The sequence below is a fragment of the Duganella sp. CF402 genome, assembly GCF_900109645.1.
Classification (GTDB): domain Bacteria; phylum Pseudomonadota; class Gammaproteobacteria; order Burkholderiales; family Burkholderiaceae_D; genus Rugamonas.
Genome location: NZ_FOBG01000001.1, coordinates 1,614,660 through 1,632,699 on the forward strand (window position 1 = coordinate 1,614,660; position 18,040 = coordinate 1,632,699).

13 protein-coding genes and 2 riboswitches are annotated in these 18,040 nt (G+C 63.2%); of the genes, 7 read left to right on the forward strand and 6 right to left on the reverse strand.

Annotated features, from left to right (window positions below):
* Positions 1-2: 2 nt before the first annotated feature.
* The 4 genes from ligA to BMZ70_RS07195 form a co-directional block, all read right to left on the reverse strand.
* On the reverse strand, positions 3-2,354 hold the full coding sequence (gene ligA / locus BMZ70_RS07180; RefSeq protein ID WP_092271659.1) for an NAD-dependent DNA ligase LigA: 2,352 nt from the start codon (positions 2,352-2,354) through the stop codon (positions 3-5).
* Positions 2,355-2,366: 12 nt separating this feature from the next.
* Positions 2,367-3,521 (reverse strand): cell division protein ZipA C-terminal FtsZ-binding domain-containing protein, encoded by a 1,155-nt coding sequence (locus tag BMZ70_RS07185; RefSeq protein WP_092271662.1) that lies wholly within the window; start codon positions 3,519-3,521, stop codon positions 2,367-2,369.
* The gene (gene smc, locus BMZ70_RS07190) at positions 3,518-7,045 is read right to left on the reverse strand and encodes a chromosome segregation protein SMC (protein WP_092271665.1); all 3,528 of its coding nucleotides are present in this window, start codon (positions 7,043-7,045) and stop codon (positions 3,518-3,520) included. The genes BMZ70_RS07185 and smc overlap by 4 nt, the downstream gene beginning before the upstream one ends.
* Positions 7,046-7,136: 91 nt before the next feature.
* Positions 7,137-7,766 (reverse strand): phosphatase PAP2 family protein, encoded by a 630-nt coding sequence (locus BMZ70_RS07195; protein WP_092271668.1) that lies wholly within the window; start codon positions 7,764-7,766, stop codon positions 7,137-7,139.
* A gap of 92 nt (positions 7,767-7,858) precedes the next feature.
* Between BMZ70_RS07195 and BMZ70_RS07200 the strand changes: the two genes are divergently transcribed.
* Positions 7,859-8,458, forward strand: coding sequence for a glutathione S-transferase family protein (locus BMZ70_RS07200; protein ID WP_092271671.1), 600 nt, complete (start codon positions 7,859-7,861; stop codon positions 8,456-8,458).
* A 219-nt stretch (positions 8,459-8,677) separates the two neighbouring features.
* Here BMZ70_RS07200 and BMZ70_RS07205 read toward each other — a convergent pair whose 3' ends face one another.
* On the reverse strand, positions 8,678-11,215 hold the full coding sequence (locus BMZ70_RS07205) for a DUF1631 family protein (RefSeq protein WP_092271674.1): 2,538 nt from the start codon (positions 11,213-11,215) through the stop codon (positions 8,678-8,680).
* Between the two features lie 193 nt (positions 11,216-11,408).
* On the opposite strand from BMZ70_RS07205, the gene BMZ70_RS28765 reads away from it, so the two are divergent.
* From BMZ70_RS28765 to BMZ70_RS07215, 3 genes are all read left to right on the forward strand, one after another.
* Positions 11,409-11,972, forward strand: a complete 564-nt coding sequence (locus BMZ70_RS28765) for a HAMP domain-containing protein (protein ID WP_130300872.1) — start codon at positions 11,409-11,411, stop codon at positions 11,970-11,972.
* The gene (locus tag BMZ70_RS28770) at positions 11,965-12,276 is read left to right on the forward strand and encodes a hypothetical protein (RefSeq protein WP_229205326.1); all 312 of its coding nucleotides are present in this window, start codon (positions 11,965-11,967) and stop codon (positions 12,274-12,276) included. Before BMZ70_RS28765 ends, BMZ70_RS28770 begins: the two co-directional genes overlap by 8 nt.
* A gap of 70 nt (positions 12,277-12,346) precedes the next feature.
* Positions 12,347-12,538: a hypothetical protein gene (locus BMZ70_RS07215; protein ID WP_092271677.1), complete on the forward strand. Its 192-nt coding sequence runs from the start codon at positions 12,347-12,349 to the stop codon at positions 12,536-12,538.
* Between the two features lie 51 nt (positions 12,539-12,589).
* Here the strand turns inward: BMZ70_RS07215 and BMZ70_RS07220 are convergent, their stop codons facing one another.
* Positions 12,590-13,150, reverse strand: a complete 561-nt coding sequence (locus BMZ70_RS07220; protein WP_092271680.1) for an ATP-dependent Clp protease proteolytic subunit — start codon at positions 13,148-13,150, stop codon at positions 12,590-12,592.
* Positions 13,151-13,270: 120 nt separating this feature from the next.
* Positions 13,271-13,357, forward strand: a riboswitch (glycine riboswitch).
* A gap of 8 nt (positions 13,358-13,365) precedes the next feature.
* Positions 13,366-13,466, forward strand: a riboswitch (glycine riboswitch).
* A 47-nt stretch (positions 13,467-13,513) separates the two neighbouring features.
* Between BMZ70_RS07220 and gcvT the strand changes: the two genes are divergently transcribed.
* The 3 genes from gcvT (at position 13,514) to gcvP (ending at position 18,037) form a co-directional block, all read left to right on the forward strand.
* Complete coding sequence (gene gcvT / locus BMZ70_RS07225) at positions 13,514-14,626, forward strand: glycine cleavage system aminomethyltransferase GcvT (protein ID WP_092277646.1); 1,113 nt, start codon at positions 13,514-13,516, stop codon at positions 14,624-14,626.
* A gap of 33 nt (positions 14,627-14,659) precedes the next feature.
* Entirely contained in the window at positions 14,660-15,037 is a 378-nt protein-coding gene (gene gcvH / locus BMZ70_RS07230) for a glycine cleavage system protein GcvH (RefSeq protein WP_092271683.1), read from the forward strand.
* A 105-nt stretch (positions 15,038-15,142) separates the two neighbouring features.
* Positions 15,143-18,037, forward strand: a complete 2,895-nt coding sequence (gene gcvP, locus BMZ70_RS07235) for an aminomethyl-transferring glycine dehydrogenase (RefSeq protein WP_092271686.1) — start codon at positions 15,143-15,145, stop codon at positions 18,035-18,037.
* The last annotated feature ends 3 nt before the right edge of the window (positions 18,038-18,040 follow it).

Below are 18,040 nucleotides of genomic sequence, written 5' to 3' on the forward strand. Positions count from 1 at the left end.
GATTATTTTTCTTCGCGTTTTTCTTCGAGTAATGCGAGCAGTCCTGCTTCGTCAAGAATGGTGACTTCCAACTCCTGAGCCTTGGCCAGCTTACTGCCCGCATCCGCGCCAGCCACAAGGTAATGGGTTTTTTTCGATACGGAGCCGGACACTTTACCACCCTGCGCTTCGATCAGCGCGGCAGCCTGGTCGCGGCCCATCGTCGGCAAGGTGCCGGTCAGTACAAAGGTCTTGCCGGTCAGGTGGCCTTCGGCTGCCACGGTTTCCGGCAGTTGCGCCAGCAGGTCTTCGCGCAGCAAATGCAGTGCCTTGACCTGCTCGCGATTGCCCGGCTGGAGCATCCACTGGTCCAGCGATTCCGCCACAGCTGCCGGCAGGCCGAACACGTTGAACACTTGCAGATACGCCAGCGCTTCCAGCGACACACCTTCTTCGACCAGCTGCTTGCTGCGTGGTTCCGTCAATTTCGGAATCGCCAGCGCGGCCATCAGCTTGACCGGATCGAGCTTCTCGCGCAGCTTGGCGCTTGGCGCGTGCTCGTCTTTCGGCTTGACGCCGGCGGCCAGCAGCGCGTCGATGGCTTCCTGATTCTTCGGTTCGGCGAAGAAGTCGGCAATCGATTCTGCCACGGTGCCGCCGATGTCGGGCAGCACGCGCAACAGCGCGGCCGGCACGCGGCGGATCAGGTCAAAGCGGCCCAGCCACTCGGCCAGCGTCTTGGCGGTCGATTCGCCCACGTGGCGGATGCCCAGCGCGAACAGCAGGCGTTCCAGCGGCGGGTTCTTGCTGGCGGCGATGGCTTCCAGCAGATTGTCGGCCCACTTGGTGGCGATCTTGCCCTGTGCGACCGTCTCCGGCGTCGTGCCGTCACGCTCGTCGGCCAGGCGCTTCATTTCAAGCAGGTCTTCCAGCCTGAGCGCGTACAAGTCGGCCACGCGCTTGACCAGCCCATGTTCGACCAGATTGTCGATGTAGCGGTCGCCCAGGCCTTCGATGTCCATCATGCGGCGGCCGGCAAAGTGGCGTATGGCTTCCTTGCGCTGCGCGGAGCAGAACAGTCCACCGGAGCAGCGGGCAATCGCCTCCCCCTCTTCGCGCACCACGTGCGAACCGCACACCGGGCAGGTCTTCGGCAGCACGTAGGCTTCCGGCTCCGGCGAAGGGCGGCGTTCCAGCACCACGGCCAGCACTTCCGGGATCACGTCGCCGGCGCGGCGCACGATCACGGTATCGCCCACGCGCACGTCCTTGCGGCGCACTTCATCTTCGTTGTGCAGCGTGGCGTTGGTGACGTTAACGCCGCCGACGAACACGGAAGCCAGGCGCGCCACCGGCGTGATCGCGCCGGTGCGGCCGACCTGCACTTCAATCGCCTGCACCACAGTCAGCGCTTCCTCGGCCGGGAACTTGTGTGCCAGCGCGAAACGCGGCGCGCGCGAGACGAAGCCCAGCGTGCGCTGGTCTTCCAGGCGATTGGCTTTGTACACCACGCCGTCGATTTCGTACGGCATGGTCGGGCGGGCTTCGCCGATCTGCTTGTAGTAAGCCATCAAGCCGTCGTAGCCGCGCACCACCGTGGCTTCCTTCGCCACCGGCAGGCCAAGCTCGCGATACCAGTCCAGCAGCGCGGAGTGCGACAGCGGCATCGCAACGCCTTCCAGCGCACCAACGCCGTAAGCGAAGAAACTCAGCTTGCGCGATGCGGTGATGCGCGAGTCGAGCTGGCGCAGGCTGCCCGCTGCCGCGTTGCGCGGATTGACGAACTCCTTCTGGCCGGCTTCGCGCTGGCGTTCATTCATCGCTTCGAAATCGCGCTTGAACATCAGCACTTCGCCGCGCACATCGAGGATGGTTGGAGGATTGTCGGTCTTCAGGCGAAGCGGAATGCTGCGAATGGTGCGAATATTGGCCGTAACGTCTTCGCCGGTATAGCCGTCGCCGCGCGTGGCGGCTTGCACCAGCAGGCCGTCGATGTAGCGCAGGTTGATGGCGAGGCCGTCGTACTTTACTTCGGCGGCGTATTCGATCAGCGCGGCGGTATCGAGGCCCTCGCGCACGCGGCGGTCGAAGTTCTCGATATCCTCGTCGGTGAAGCCGTTATTCAGCGACAGCATCGGCACCGTGTGGGTGACCTGCTCGAACTGTGGCAGCGGCGCCGCGCCGACACGCTGGGTCGGCGAGTCTGGCAGCGCCAGCTCGGGATGTGCGGCTTCCAATTGCTGAAGCTCGATAAACAGCTTGTCGTACTCCGCGTCCGGGATGGTGGGCGCGTCTTCCACGTGATAGGCGTGCAAATGCCGGTTCAGCTCCGCGCTGAGTTGTTCAATGCGCGTTTTGAAATCTACTTCCGTCATTACAAAACCTTCTTAGCTGAACAGACGCATGGCGCGGGTGGAGCCGGCGGGAATGTCGGCATCGTTCATCTCATTGTAGAAGTCCTGCACCTGGCCGGCGATCTCCGTCAACGCGGCATCGGACAGCGGCTGGTTGTAATCGTCCACGATGGTGGCGTCGAGACGAGCCACCAGCGCCTTGGCACAAGCGACCATCGCACCGAAACCGTCTCGCGCCGGGGCCACGCACGGCACGTCCAGCAACAGCGTCAGGCGGGCCGTGGTTTCCTCGGCCGGCGTCACATTGGTCGACAGCGAGAACAGGAAGCCGCCCTCGCCGTCCGGCATGACGAAGCGGCCGTCCGGACGCACGTCGAAGCCCTGTTTTTCCAGCGCGGCGATCAGTGTCGTGACCGACCACGGCGCGCCGTTGGTTTGCAGGTTGACGCCCAGCTGCGCGTCGTGACCGGCGACGAAGCGGTGCAGGTTGCGCGCTTCGGCCATCACTTCAATCATGTCCGGGATGGCTGGTTCGGCGCCGATTTCGTCGGCCACCGCGCGCAGGCGCGTCACCAGTTCGGAGTATTCGAGTTCGTTCAGCGCAGTGCTGCGGCTGGCCAGCTGTACGCCGCCCTGCAGCTCGGTGTAGACGCCGCCGTGGGCGATCGGCTCCCAGTCGCCGCTGACGGCCTTGCCGATATAGTGCACCGGCTTGTTGCCGACCATGCGCAGGGTTTGCAGCACCGGCAGCAGCTTGTCGCCGCGCGCCGGGGCTTCCAGCGCCAGCGGCAGCAGGCAGTCGATCAACGGATCGACCAGCGCCGTGGCCTGTTCCGCCGCCGCAGCGGTGGCGGCGTTGGCGCGCGCGGCCAGTTGGTCGTCGCTGGCCGGGACGCCGGATTCGTCGTCGGTGCTGAATTCCGCTGCGACTACGCTCAATGCCGCCGCAGCGGCAGCGGCTTCACCGCCGGCCACGCCAGGCGTTGCGCTGTCGAGCGAGAAGCTCGGCTCCTGGCGCGCCAGCGCCGGCGACTCGTCGCCGCTGCGCATCAGCACATCGTCGTGATCGGATGAGAAAGCGCGCTCGACGCTTTTCTTGGCCTTGTATTCCTGGATTTTGTTGTACGTGAAGACGCCGGCGACAAACACGCCGGCGGCTGCGATTAAACTGAGTTGAAGATCTGTCATGCTGCTTGAGCCTCGGAAGCGAAGTTTGCGGCGGATTCCATATCCACCGCCACGATGCGCGATACACCTTGTTCCTGCATCGTCACACCGATCAGTTGATTGGCCATCTCCATCGCAATCTTGTTGTGCGAGATGAAGAGGAATTGAGTATGTTCGGACATGCGCTTGACCATGCGGCAGAAGCGCTCGGTGTTGGCGTCATCCAGCGGTGCGTCGACCTCGTCGAGCAGGCAGAATGGCGCGGGATTCAAGCGGAACATCGAGAACACCAGCGCGGTGGCGGTCAGCGCTTTTTCACCGCCGGACAGCAGGTGAATGGTGGCGTTCTTTTTGCCCGGCGGCTGGGCCATGACCTGCACGCCGGAGTCCAGGATTTCGTCGCCGGTCATGATCAGTTTCGCCTGGCCGCCGCCGAACAAAATCGGGAACAGTTCGGAGAAGTGACCGTTGACGCGGTCGAAGGTGTCTTGCAGCAGATCGCGCGTTTCCTTGTCGATCTTGGTGATGGCGTCTTCCAGCGTGTTGATCGCTTCCGTCAAATCCGCATTCTGCGAATCGAGGAAGTTCTTGCGCTCGGAAGCGGTGGCCAGTTCGTCCAGCGCCGCCAGGTTGACCGCGCCCAGCGCCGAGATGGCGTTGGTCAGGCGCGTGACCTCACCCTGCAGGTACGATGCCTTCATATCGGGATGCAGCTTCTCGGCCAGCGCCGCCTCGTCGGCCTGCACTTCGGCCAGCTGCGCAGCGAACTGCTCCTGGTTCAGGCGCGCGGCCTGCTCCTTGAGCTGCATCTCCATGATCTTGTCGCGCTGCGGTTGCAACGCGCGCTCGGTCGACATGCGACCTTCCTCGAACAGGCGCAGTTGCTGCGCGATCTGGTCGAGTTCATGGCGCGCGTCGGACAGCGCTTTTTCTTGCGTGGTGCGACGGTCCAGCAGTTCCTGCAGGCCCTCGTTGGCCGTGCCCTGCTCCAGGCCTTCCAGCTCCATGCGGCCGGACTCGATACTCTCCGTGACTTGCGCTACTTGGGCGGTCGCGGTGGCGATATTGCGGCGGAATTCTTCGATCTTGCTGCGCTGGGTCTTTTCCGCGAACTGCACTTCCTGTGCGGCGCGTTCGAGATCACGCAGCGCTTCGCGGGCGTCGGCCAGACGCTGCTCTTTCTCCATGAATGCGGTCTGGCCGTCTTCATGCTCGCCTTGCAGATTGCCGAGTTCCATATCGAGCTGCTCAAACTTCTCTTCCGATTCCAGCTTGATCTGGGTTTGCTCTTCTTCCTGCGCGGTGATTTCGGCCAGGTCGGCTTCGATCTGCGTGCTGCGCTGGTTGAAGCGCGCCTCGACCTCGGTCAGCTTCATCACTTCCAGTTGCAGCGTGTGCACCGACGATTGCAGGCTTTGCAGCTTGGCGCGGTACTCGGTCAGGCGGCGCGTCAGTTCCGACACGGCGGCTTCAGCGCGCACCGAGCGCGAACGCGCTTCGTCGGCCAGCATCTGCTGCGCGCGCAGCTGCTTGGTGATGTTATCGATTTCCTGCTGGCGGCCCAGCATGCCATCCTGCTCGGAGTCGGCGGCGTAGAAGCGCACACTGTTCTGAGTGACCACGTGGCCCTGGCGCGTGACGATCACGCCGCCGGCCGGCAGCTTGCTGCGGTCGGCAAACGCTTCGGCCGTGTCTTCGGCGGTGTAGACGTTGTGCAGCCAGTCCTGCAGCAAACCTCGCAAGCCCGGATCGTTAATCTTCAACAGATTCAGGAACGGCTTGAGGCCCGGCGCTTCCACCGGCGCCGGCGGCACGGCGGTGGATGGCGCGTACAGCGCCAGCTTGGCCGGCGGCGCATCGCTGAAGAAGGCCTTGGCCCATTCGATGTTCGACATCTGCAGCGCCGAGGTGCGCTCGCGCAGCAGCGATTCCAGCGCCGGCTCCCAGCCAGCTTCAATATTCAGTTTCTGCCACAAGCGCGGCAGCGATTCCAGCTCGTGCTTCTGCAGCCACGGCGTGACCTTGCCCTGGGTTTGCACGCGCTCTTGCAACTGGCGCAGCGCGTTCAGGCGCGCTTCCAGCTGGGCGTTGGCGGCGGTTTCGGCGTTGACCTGCTGCTGCGCTTCCTGGCGTTCCTGCTCCAGCTTCGGTTGCTGCTCGTGCGCCTCTTCCAGCAGGAAGGTCTGCTCTTCCAGCGCCTGCTGCTTTTCTTCCAGCTGCATGCGCAGGTTGGACAGGTGCGCGCTGTCCGGCAGGCTCAAACCGCTCTTCTCCTGCTGCAGGCGTTCGCGCCGCACGGCCAGGCCGTTGAGGATGTTGTTGGCGTTGCGTTGGTGCGCCGATTCCAGTTCGAGCTGCTGCTGCGCCTGCATAATGCGGGCGCGCGATTCGGTGCTCTTGACCTGCGCATCCTTCCACGCCTGTTCCAGCATCGGCAGCGATTCGGCCTTTTGCTCGGCCATCACCTGCGATTCTTCGACCTTGGCGCTCAGTTCTTCCAGCGCGAACTCGGCTTCCTCGATTTGCTCGCCGGCCTCGGTTGCCTGGCGCTGCCACTGGTCGCGCTGCGCGGTCAGCGCCGCCAACTGCGCTTGCAGGCGGCTGCGCGATTCGACCACGAACTTGATCTGCGCTTCCAGGCTGCCGATTTCGGCGTTGGTCTGGTACAGCGCGCCCTGCGCCGTGTGCAGGCGATCGCCGGCGGCAAAGTGCGACTGGCGCATCTGCTCCAGCGACAGCTCGACGTTGCGCAGCTTGGCGGTTTGTTCTTCCAGATCGTTCTGGGCTTGCTCGACTTCGCGGAAGTATTTTTTCTGCTCGTTCTCGGCTTCGATTTTACGCAACAGCCAAAGCAGCTTTTGCTTCTCTTCCTGGTCGGCTTGCAACTGGTGAAACTTGGTGGCGACGGCGGCCTGGCCTTCCAGCTTTTCCAGATTGGAATTCAGCTCGCGCAGGATGTCTTCCACGCGCAGCAGGTTTTCACGCGTATCGTGCAGGCGGTTTTCGGTCTCCCGGCGGCGTTCCTTGTACTTGGAGACGCCTGCAGCTTCTTCGAGGAACACGCGCAGCTCTTCCGGGCGCGATTCGATAATCCGCGAGATCATGCCCTGACCGATAATCGCGTAGGCGCGCGGACCGAGACCGGTGCCGAGGAAGATGTCCTGAATGTCGCGGCGGCGCACCGGCTGGCCGTTGATGTAGTAGGTCGAGGTGCCGTCGCGCGTCAGCGTGCGCTTGACGGCAATTTCAGCATATTGGCCCCACTGGCCGGCGGCCTTGCCGGCGTTGTTGTCGAACACCAGTTCAACCGACGAGCGCCCGGCCGGCTTGCGGTGGGTCGAGCCGTTGAAAATCACGTCCTGCATGGACTCGCCGCGCAGCTCGGACGCCTTGGATTCGCCCAGCACCCAGCGCACCGCATCGATGATGTTCGACTTGCCGCAACCGTTGGGACCGACCACGCCAACCAACTGACCCGGAACCTGAAAATTGGTGGGATCAACGAAAGACTTAAATCCCGACAATTTGATGGAAGATAGACGCACGTTGTTATCTGGTGTGTGGGCTGGAAAAGTTCACAATAATACCATTTTGTGCATCAAATAAGGCCGGAAAACGCGCAACGTTGCAGGTCCGTCAGTCGAGCGGGAAGCGCGGCTTGCGCCACATCTGGCGGGTATATGGCTGGTCGCGGCCGGACAGGTAGAGCGCGGCCTTGGTAATCCATTGTTCGGCCGGGATAGGCTCGACCCGTGGCGCCACCAGCAGCACCGGGATGCACAGCATCACCAGCAGGCGGCTCAGGGCCATGTGGTGCTCGGTGCTGGCGTACCAGATGAAGATGCCGGCAACCAGCAGACCCAGCACGCAGCCGGTAACGGCCTCGGACTGCGAATGGGCGCGCACGTAGACGCGCGACATGGCGATCAGCACGGCCAGCAGCACGCCGGCGGCGGTGCCGAGCCAGTGCATGGTCTGCGATGTGGAACGGGTCGCGAGGAAGCCGGCCACCGGGAACACGGCGGCGGCGCGCATGGCGTGGCCGCTGAAGCCGGCGAATTCCACGGAGGCTACGCCGATGCCCCACCCGATGAACGCCATCTTGGTGGCGACCACCAGCGCCATGCCGGCGCCGAACAGCACCAGCCAAATGGCGGTCAGCCGCCAGGATTTGCCGGCCAGCAGCCAGACCACGATCGCCACGCCTATCGGGCCGGTCACCGCCAGGCTGCCGATTACACTTAACCAATGCCACCACATCATCATTTACCGCATACTCCTGTATTCTGCACTGCAGCACGCATTAAAACACATGCTTGTGTATTCTGGCGAACAATTACCGTAAAGAAATATTCGCAATGCTAAAAATACTGGGAAAATCCACGTCGATTAATGTGCGCAAGGTACTGTGGACCTGCGCGGAACTCGGCCTGCCCTACGAGCACGCGATGCAGGATGACAGCCTGCTGGCCGTGAATCCGAATCGGTTGGTGCCGGTGATTGTCGATGACGGCCAGGCGCTGTGGGAATCCAACACCATTTGCCGCTACCTGGCCGGCAAGCATGGCCGCACGGATTTGCTGCCGTCCGAGCCGATGGCGCGGGCGCAGGTGGAAAAATGGATGGACTGGCAGGCGACCGAGTTGAACAACGCATGGCGCTACGCCTTCATGGCACTGATCCGGCACAGCCCGGCGCACGCGGATCCCGCCGCCATCGCCGCCAGCGCAGCCGAATGGAACCGCCTGATGACGCTGCTGGACGCCCAACTGGCCGGCACCGGCGCCTACGTCTGCGGCGACGAGTTCACATTGGCGGACATCGTACTGGGCCTCTCCCACAACCGCTGGCAGTCGACGCCAATCGAGCGCCCGGCCCTGCCCGCCCTCCAAGCCTGGGCCGACCGCCTCGGCGCCCGCCCCGCCTACCGCCAACACGGCGCCAATGGCGTGCCATAAGATGCCACTCACCGCGCCCGGCTCCCCCATGCAAATGCCGCTTGTTATCGATGAAGCTACGTCGACATCTGCCGGAATCCAATCCCCGTACGCTGCCTCTTGCGCCGTCCCACATAAAGCGGAAATCGAACGCCGCGCCGACGAACTAGATAACTGCAGCGCACAGGCCATCCCTCTGGAAGACGCATTAGCATAACTCCACGCACGGCTAAAGCGCACTTAGCCGACGGCGGCGGACGGGGCGATGGAGGCGTCGTTGTCGGCGGTGCGGGACAGGGCTTCGGACAGGGCGACAGTGACTACGCCTTCGGCGCGCACGACGCGTGCGCTGCCATCGCGGAAGCGCTTGGCCAGCTCGTCGCCGGACATGGAGAAGGCTTCCTGTCGCGCGGCGGTTGAGAAGATGTAGAGCGTGCGCAAAGGGCTGATCCAAGCCAGTTTGACTTTGCGGTGGCCGCCCTCGTCGTCAGCGAATTCCAGCCACATGCCGCGCGCCAGGCCGTCCACTTCGATGATGGCGTCTTCTTCGTCTTCGTCCGGCGGCGGCTGTTCGGCGCGGGCTTTTTCTTCGGCTTCTGCCTTGGCTTGCAGTTCCAGCCGGCGCTCGGCGGCCTGCTGTGCGACCTGCATCGAGATTTCCAATTGGCGCTCGGGCGACATTTCCAGCGGCGCGCGCACGATGGAGGCGTGGCATTCGGCCAGTTCGGCAAAGAATTGAAGGCGCTCGGCGTCCTGCCACTTGATGACGTCCAGCCATTTGTTCAGCGTCGACAGCAGGCCCGGCAGCTTGGCGATCAGTTGCTTGCGCTCTTCCGGCTTGAGCTTGGGACGCACGCTCCAGATCAGGTCGTCCATCGTCCTGGTGGCGTTGTTGACGGCGCCCGGCTTTTCATCTTCGATGCTGTAGGCGATGGTCAGCACCGACACCCAGCGCTGTTCCAGGAACGCTTCCACCACGGCGATCACTTCGCCGGTGCCGATGCGCAGGGCGACCGAGTTCCGGGCCAGTTTCTCCGACTCGGCCATCTTTTCTTGCTTGAGCGCGGCGGCGATTGGCGCGGCGATGGCAGCGGCGGCGGCTTTTTCTTCCGCCAGGATCGAGGCTTCGAGTTCATTCACCGCCTCGGCGAACACCGACAGTTCCTGCTCGTAGTCGCGGCCGACGCGGTCGACGCTGCGCTGCATGGCCTGGTACAGCGGATCGTCCGGTCCCTTGCGCTGCTCCCAGCCCATGCGCGACAGCAGTTCCAGCAGGCGGCGCGCCGGGTGAGCCTCCTGGAAGAAGAAGTTTTTGTCGACCAGCGCGGCTTTCAGCACCGGGATTTGCAGGAAACGGATCAGTTCGCGGATCTCGGGCGAGATGCTTTGGTCGCGGAACACAGTGTCGAACACGGCGGACAGCAGGTCGATCGTGCTTTCGTCGGCACGCGTCAGGCTGCCTTGCGGCATGACCTGCTTGAGGTTGGGCAGGTAGAAGACGTTGGCTGGCGGTGCGCCGTCGGCGGCCGGAGCGCCTGCCGCCGCTACACCTGCCAAGGCGGCCAGCGGCACCGTCTTTTGCAGTTCGGCGAGGTAGGCCAGCAATGGCTGCCTGGCGCCAAGTTGTGCGGCAAGCTGGGCTTCTTCGTTGGTCATCGCGCCGACGTGGAAGCCTTGGGCCGCGCCCTGCACCCACGCGCCGCCCGGCTGCGCCACGCCGGGCGCGGCGCCAACCACGAAGCCGCTCGCTGGCACAACGCCGCCCGCGACGCCCGGATACTGCCCTGGCTGGCCGGCGATTGCGCCGCCGGCTTGCGTGCCGGACGCGACGGCGCCGGCCATGCTGGCAACGGCGGCGCCAACTGCACGGGCACGCTCAGCGTTCGGAGTCCAGGTACTGCCTGCGGTCAGCGCGGCCGCCGGCAGATCGGGAATACTCAGGTCCACGCCCGCCATCATGCCGCTGGCGATGCCGTCCACAATCTGCCCTGCCGCCGAGCCAGCCACATCGCTGGAAGCAAAGAACTGCCGCAGTTGCTGCGCCAGCGCCGCTTGATTGGTACGCGGCTTGCCGCCGTCCGGCGCGGCGTCGGACTTGCGGCGTTTGTAGCGATCCACATCGCCTGGCATGACGCCTTTGCTCTGCAGGGTCAGGCTCAGCGCTTCCAGCATCGGCCCCAGTTCGATGAACATGCCGGGCTTGAGCAGCGGCTGCAATAGCCCGGCAGCTTCCTCTTCCGGATCGAACTCGGTCCAGGCGTCCTGCAAGGCCACCAGGAACACCTCGGGCCGGAACGGGTTTTGATTGACGCGCAGGATGTCGCGGTCCAGCAGGAAGGCCAGCCGCACGTTCAGGGTTTGCAACTGGTCCGCATACAGCGTTTCGAACGGCTTGCTGACGCCGCTCAGCGCCACTTTGTTGTCCATTTCCTCCATCGACACCAGCGACAAAGCCAAGCCGGTATCGCGCGCCGCCGGTTTAGCTCCCGGCGCCAGCTGGGCGATCTCATGCCGCAGCGCTTTTTCCAGCGTATTGGTGGCGATGTGCAGGAAGGCGAAATTGCGGTTGCGCAGTTGGTTGCCGGCGCGCAGGCGTTGCTGGATCTGGCGCGTGTCGCCATCGGTGGCGTCGATCAGGGCGCCGGCCAGCTTGTTGGCCAGATCCAGATACTGGTCGCCCGCCTGCTTGACGGCGATGCCGATCAGCTCTTCCAACAAGGCATGCCGCGGCGACACCGTCTTTTTCGGCGTGGCGGATGTGGTGGAAGTTGCAATCATGGGCGGACCTGCTCAGTTTTCATCTCTATCCCGACATTTTTACACAGCATTTCCACAAAGCAATACCATGAAACCAAGAATATGCAATTTTTCGCGTATTGTGCTGATTTGTAGCAACTTTGATGCGGCTCAAACGACAAGGTTGAAGTTTCCCTAACATGAATAACTCACCTTCCCGCCATCAAGGACCGCCATGAAAATCCTGCACCAACTGGACACATCCGGCAAGCTGCTGGCCGCCTTTGCCGTCATCCTCGCCCTGACGGCGCTGCTGGCACTGCACGCACTGTCGCGCATGCACGACATGATGCTGCTCACCGCCTTGCCATCAAAACAAGAGGCGATGCAGCGGGCCGTTGAGTTGTATAACGGCGCGCAAGTCGTTACCTTCAGCCTGCTGGCCGGGATGATGGCGGGCGGTTCGCTGCTGGCTTTGTGGCTGGCGCGCTCGATCACTTCCCCCTTGCAGCAGGCGATGCAGGTGGCGCAACGCATCGCCAGCGGCGATCTCGGCACACGGATTCCGCCGCAGCCGGACAACCAGACCGGCAGGCTGCTGCTGGCCATGCAGGAGATGAATGACAGCTTGCTCGGCATCGTCGGGCAGGTGCAAGGCGGCGCGCGCGCGATCGGTGGCGCGGCCGATGAGATTGCGGATGGCAATCAGGATTTGTCGTCGCGCACGGAGCAGCAGGCGTCGGCACAAGGTCGCGCGCGGCACCCAACTGGCCGATCAGGCACGCAAGACGATGGATGAGGTGGTCGGCAGCGTCAAGCAGGTGACCGGGCTGATCGGGGAAATTGCCGACGCCAACGCCGAACAGACGGCCGGCCTCGAGCAAGTTAATCAAGCCGTCGCGGCGATGGATCAGGCCACGCAGCAGAATGCGGCCTTGGTCGGCCAGCGGCAGCGCGCGCGCCGCGCAAAGCCACGCCCGCCCTGCCCCCTCCAGTCCGCGCCGAGCGGCGCGACGTCGAGTGGGAAGAATTCTGAGCCGCACCCTGCAAGCCATGCTCCTACACGCCAGCTAGGGAAACTCCGATACCGGCTACCCGGCTGAAAACGCATCATTGCCCCACCAGAAACGCTAACACGCTTCTGGCGTTCACTCACTTCGTAAAGGAACCAAAATGAACGCGAATCAAAAAGGTGGCAGTAGCAAGCAAGGCTCGAACCAAGGCAGCAGCAAGCAATCCGGCGGCCAAGGCTCGTCCGGCGGTTCGAAAGGCAGCGGCACCCAGGGCGGCACCCACGAGCAGCACGTTGAAGCCGGCCGTCAAAGCCACAAAAACGACGGCAACAAGCAATCCGGCAACCGCTAATTAGCACAGCAGCGGAAATGCGGCGCAACGCGCGCCGCATTCGCTGGCCGTTCAGATATTCGTCACGCGCTGGCCACCCGGCGGCTCAAAGTCGCGGATCTTGCGTATCATCCCCACCTTCAACGCTTCCGACGCCGTCAGGTGCAGGTCGGAGTACTCATGCACGCGCCAATGCTCCTCGGTCAGCGCCACATGCTGCCGCAGGATTTGCTCGGTGCGCGCGTCGTCCGCCTGCAGACCTTCGACGATGATGCGCAGCGCGTCCGGCCGGGCGCCGTGCGGCGCGCTGGCGTGCGACTTGTGCACCATGAAGCGTGCGGTGTCGCTGGCGTAGCGCTCCTGCCCCGCCAGATACAGGATCACCGCGATCGACGCCACCGCGCCGGCGTTGTAGGTGACGATCTTGATCGGCAGTTTGCTCAGGTAGTTGTACAGGCAAATGCCGTCGCTGACGTAACCGCCGTTCGATTGGATCAGGATATGGGCGGTGGTGATGCGGTCTTCGGTCATGTCGGCCACCGCGTCGAAGACGCGGCGCACCATGTCGCTGTTGACATCTCCCGATAGCGTGAACCACGCATGTCCTTCGTAGCTTGTCTGGTCTTGGCTCATCGCTGGGCTCTCAAAATAGTGTGGTTTATTCTAGCAAATTGTCGCCCGGGCAGCTTTTCCCGTCCCATTCGTGCGCAGCCGGGCAAGATTGACATTCCAGCCCTTCTGGCATATATTCCCGAGTCTTGATCGGGAGAGGGCAAACCAGCGTTGCCGCCGAAGGGGCACTACCCAAAAACTCTCAGGCAAAAGGACCGGTCAAGGGGCTCTGAATGAGCTCAAACTCTGGAGAGAGGTTGCAGCTGCAATCCACCGAAGGGGCGTGCGGGATGTTCATCCCCGCTATCTCTCAGGTACAAAGGACAGAGGGGTTTTTGGAATCATTTGCATTCCCTGTTAACCTCTTTTCGTTTGGACCGTACCATGACGCTCAAAGCTACCCCCCTGAATAACGCACACCGCGCTGCCGGCGCCCGCATGGTCGATTTCGGCGGCTGGGATATGCCGGTCAACTACGGTTCGCAGATCGAAGAGCACAACGCCGTGCGCACCGACGTCGGCATGTTCGACGTGGCTCACATGTGCGTGGTCGACATCAAGGGCGACAATGTGCGCGGCTTCCTGCGCCATCTGCTGGCCAACAACGTCGACAAGCTGCAAGTGTCGGGCAAGGCGCTCTACTCGTGCATGCTCAATCCAGAGGGCACCGTCATCGACGACCTGATCGTCTACTTCATCAACGAAAACTGGTTCCGCCTGGTGGTCAACGCCGGCACCGCCGAGAAGGACGTGGCGTGGATGCAGGCACAGAACAGTACCGGCCTGACCATCACCCAGCGCCGCGATGGCGCCAATGCGATGGCGCTGATCGCCGTGCAAGGCCCGAACGCCCGCGCCAAGGTGTGGGAAGTGATCCCTGAATCGAAAGAAGGCACGGCCGAGATGAAGCCGTTCAACGTGGCCTTCGCGCAGAGCGCCGCTTTGGGCGAGGCGATGATCGCCCGTACCGGCTACACCGGCGAAGACGGTTTTGAAATCGGCGTCGCCGCTGAACAAGCTGAAAACCTGTGGAACGCGCTGGTTGCCGCCGGCGTGAAGCCGGCAGGCCTGGGCGCGCGCGACACCCTGCGCCTGGAAGCCGGCATGAACCTGTACGGTCAGGACATGGACGAAACCGTGAACCCGCTGGACGCCGGCCTGGCATGGACCATCGACCTGGTGTCCGAGCGTGACTTCATCGGCAAGGCCGCGCTGCAAGCCAAGGGGCAGAACGCCCAATTCGTGGGCCTGATCCTGCGCGAAAAAGGCGGCGTGCTGCGCGCGCACCAGAAAGTCATCGTGGCCGGCACCGACGCCACCGGCGAAATCACCAGCGGCACCTTCAGCCCGACCATGCAGCAGGCGATCGCGCTGGCGCGCGTGCCGATGGGCGTGAACGTGGGCGACACCGTGCACGTGGAAATCCGCGACAAGAAGCTGGCCGCATCTGTGGTTAAATTGCCGTTCGTCCGCAACGGTAAAATCCTGGCCGTTTAATTTAGATACCCTCACCCTCTGGAGCATTACAACATGAACATTCCTGCAGACCTGAAGTACACCGAATCCCACGAATGGGTACGCGCTGAAGCCGACGGCACCGTCACTGTGGGCATTACCGAGTACGCGCAGGACGCGCTGGGCGATATCGTCTTCGTCGAACTGCCGAAAGTCGGCAACACCTACGGCGCCGGCGACGACGCCGCCGTGGTGGAATCGGTGAAAGCCGCTTCGGACATCTACGCTCCAGTGGCCGGCGAAGTCGTGGCCGTGAACGAAGAAGTGGTGAACGCGCCGGAAGCGATCAACACCGACGCCTACGCCAACTGGCTGTTCAAGATCAAGCCAGCCGACGCCGGCGCCATCAACGGCCTGCTGGACGCCGCCGCTTACGGCAAAAACATCGGTTAATACGTCATCCCGGCGAAGGCCGGGATCCAATAAGCTGCCCGCTTAACTTGGGTTCCGGCCTGCGCCGGAACGACAGCCCTCTTCTCTCTCTGCCCTCGCCCTATCATGACCCGCACCAGCCTGACCCAACTCGAAGCGCGCGACGCCTTCATCGCCCGTCACATCGGCCCAGACGCCACCGAACAGCAGGAAATGCTGTCGGTCCTCGGCTACGCCTCGCGCGCCGCCCTGATCGACGCCATCGTTCCGGCCAACATCCGCAACAAGGAAGCCCTGCCACTGGGCGCCTACACCCAGCCGATGCCAGAAAACGAAGCGCTGAACAAGCTGAAAAAAATCGCTTCGAAAAACAAGGTGCTCAAGTCGCTGATCGGCCAGGGCTACTACAACACGCTGACGCCGAACGTCATCCTGCGTAACATCTTCGAAAACCCGGCCTGGTACACCGCCTACACGCCATACCAGCCAGAGATTTCGCAAGGCCGCCTGGAAGCGATCCTGAACTTCCAGCAAACCATCACCGACCTGACCGGCATGGGCATCGCCAATGCGTCGATGCTGGACGAAGGCACCGCCGCTGCCGAAGCCATGACGCTGATCCAGCGCGTGAGCAAATCGAAATCGAACGTGTTCTACGTGGCCGACGACGTGCTGCCGCAAACGCTGGAAGTGATCCAGACCCGCGCCAAGCCGCTCGACATCACCGTGAAAGTATTCCACCCGGCCGAACTGGCAGGCATCGGCGAATGCTTCGGCGTGCTGCTGCAATACCCGGGCGTGAACGGCAACGTGCGCGATTACAAAGCCGACGTTGAAGCCATCAAGGCCAAAGGCGCGATGGTGGTAGCCGCCGCCGATCTGCTGGCGCTGACCATGCTGACGCCACCGGGCGAATGGGGCGCCGACGTGGTCGTCGGTAACTCGCAGCGCTTCGGCGTACCGCTGGGCTTCGGCGGCCCGCACGCCGGCTACATGGCCACCCGCGACGAATTCAAACGCTCGATGCCGGGCCGCCTGGTAGGCGTGACCATCGACGCGCAGGGCAACAAGGCTTACCGCCTGGCGCTGCAAACCCGCGAGCAGCACATTCGCCGCGAAAAAGCCACCTCGAACATCTGCACCGCGCAGGTACTGCTGGCAGTGATGGCGTCGATGTACGCCGTCTACCACGGCCCGAAAGGCCTGCAGCAAATCGCCAAGCGCGTGCACCGCCTGACTGGCGTGCTGGCCGCGAACCTGAAAACGCTGGGCTACACCATCACCAACGACAGCTGGTTCGACACCCTGACCGTCAACGTGAAAAACGCCGAACAGCTGCACGCATCGGCGCATTCGCACGGCGTTAACCTGCGCGTGATCGACGCGTCGCACGTCGGCGTGTCGCTGGACGAAACCACCACCCGCGAAGATATCGCGCTGCTGTGGACCGTGTTCTCGCATCCAGTCGGCGGCCCGGCCCACGGCCCGGACTTCGACACCGTGGAAGCGACCATTGAGCGTCACTTCCCTGACGCGCTGGCGCGTACCTCCGAGTACCTGTCGCACCCGGTGTTCAACCGCTATCACTCGGAAACCGAGATGCTGCGCTACCTGCGCTCGCTGGCCGACAAGGACCTGGCGCTGGACCGCACCATGATCCCGCTGGGTTCCTGCACCATGAAGCTGAACGCCACCAGCGAAATGATCCCGGTGACCTGGCCTGAATTCTCGACCATGCACCCATTCGCACCAGTCGCGCAAACCGCCGGCTACCGCGAAATGATCGACTCGCTGGAAGAGATGCTGTGCGCGGTGACCGGCTACGCCGCCGTCTCGCTGCAGCCTAACGCCGGTTCGCAGGGCGAATACGCCGGCCTGCTGGTGATCCAGGCTTACCACCAGTCGCGTGGCGAAGGCCATCGCAACATCTGCCTGATTCCATCGTCGGCGCACGGCACCAACCCGGCATCGGCATCGATGGTCGGCATGCAGGTGGTGGTTACCGCTTGCGACGAAAACGGCAACGTCGACCTGGCCGACCTGAAAGCCAAGGCCGAACTGCACTCGAAGAACCTGGCCTGCGTCATGGTCACCTACCCTTCGACCCACGGCGTGTTTGAAGAAGGCATCCGTGAACTGTGCGAGATCGTGCACAGCCACGGCGGCCAGGTCTACGTCGACGGCGCCAACATGAATGCACTGGTGGGCGTGGCCGCACCGGGCGCGTTCGGTGGCGACGTCTCGCACCTGAACCTGCACAAAACCTTCTGCATTCCGCACGGTGGCGGCGGCCCAGGCGTCGGTCCTATCGGCGTCGGTGCGCACCTGGCCAAGTTCCTGCCGAACCAGCGTTCGAACGGCTACATCCGCGACAACGCGGGCATTGGCTCGGTATCGGCTGCGCCATATGGCTCGGCATCGATCCTGCCGATTTCGTGGATGTACATCGCCATGATGGGCGCGGAAGGCCTGACCGCCGCGACCGAAACCGCGATCCTGGGCGCCAACTACATCGCCCGCCGCCTGTCGCCGCACTACCCGGTGCTGTACTCGGGCCACGACGGCCTGGTGGCGCACGAGTGCATTATCGACCTGCGTCCGCTGCAGGATGCCACTGGCATCTCGAACGAAGACGTGGCCAAGCGCCTGATGGACTTCGGCTTCCACGCACCGACCATGTCGTTCCCGGTGCCGGGCACGCTGATGATCGAGCCGACCGAATCGGAATCGAAAGCCGAGATGGACCGCTTCATCGACGCCATGATCGCGATTCGCGGCGAGATCGCCAAAGTGGAAAGCGGTGAGTTCGACAAGCTGAACAACCCACTGAAATTCGCGCCGCACACTGCCGAAGTGTTGACTGCCGACGTGTGGGACCGCAAGTACTCGCGTGAAGTGGCGGCCTATCCGGTGCCATCGCTGCGCAAGCAAAAGTACTGGCCACCAGTCGGCCGCGCCGACAACGTCTACGGCGACCGCAACCTGTTCTGCGGCTGCGCACCGATGAGCGATTACGAATAAGCT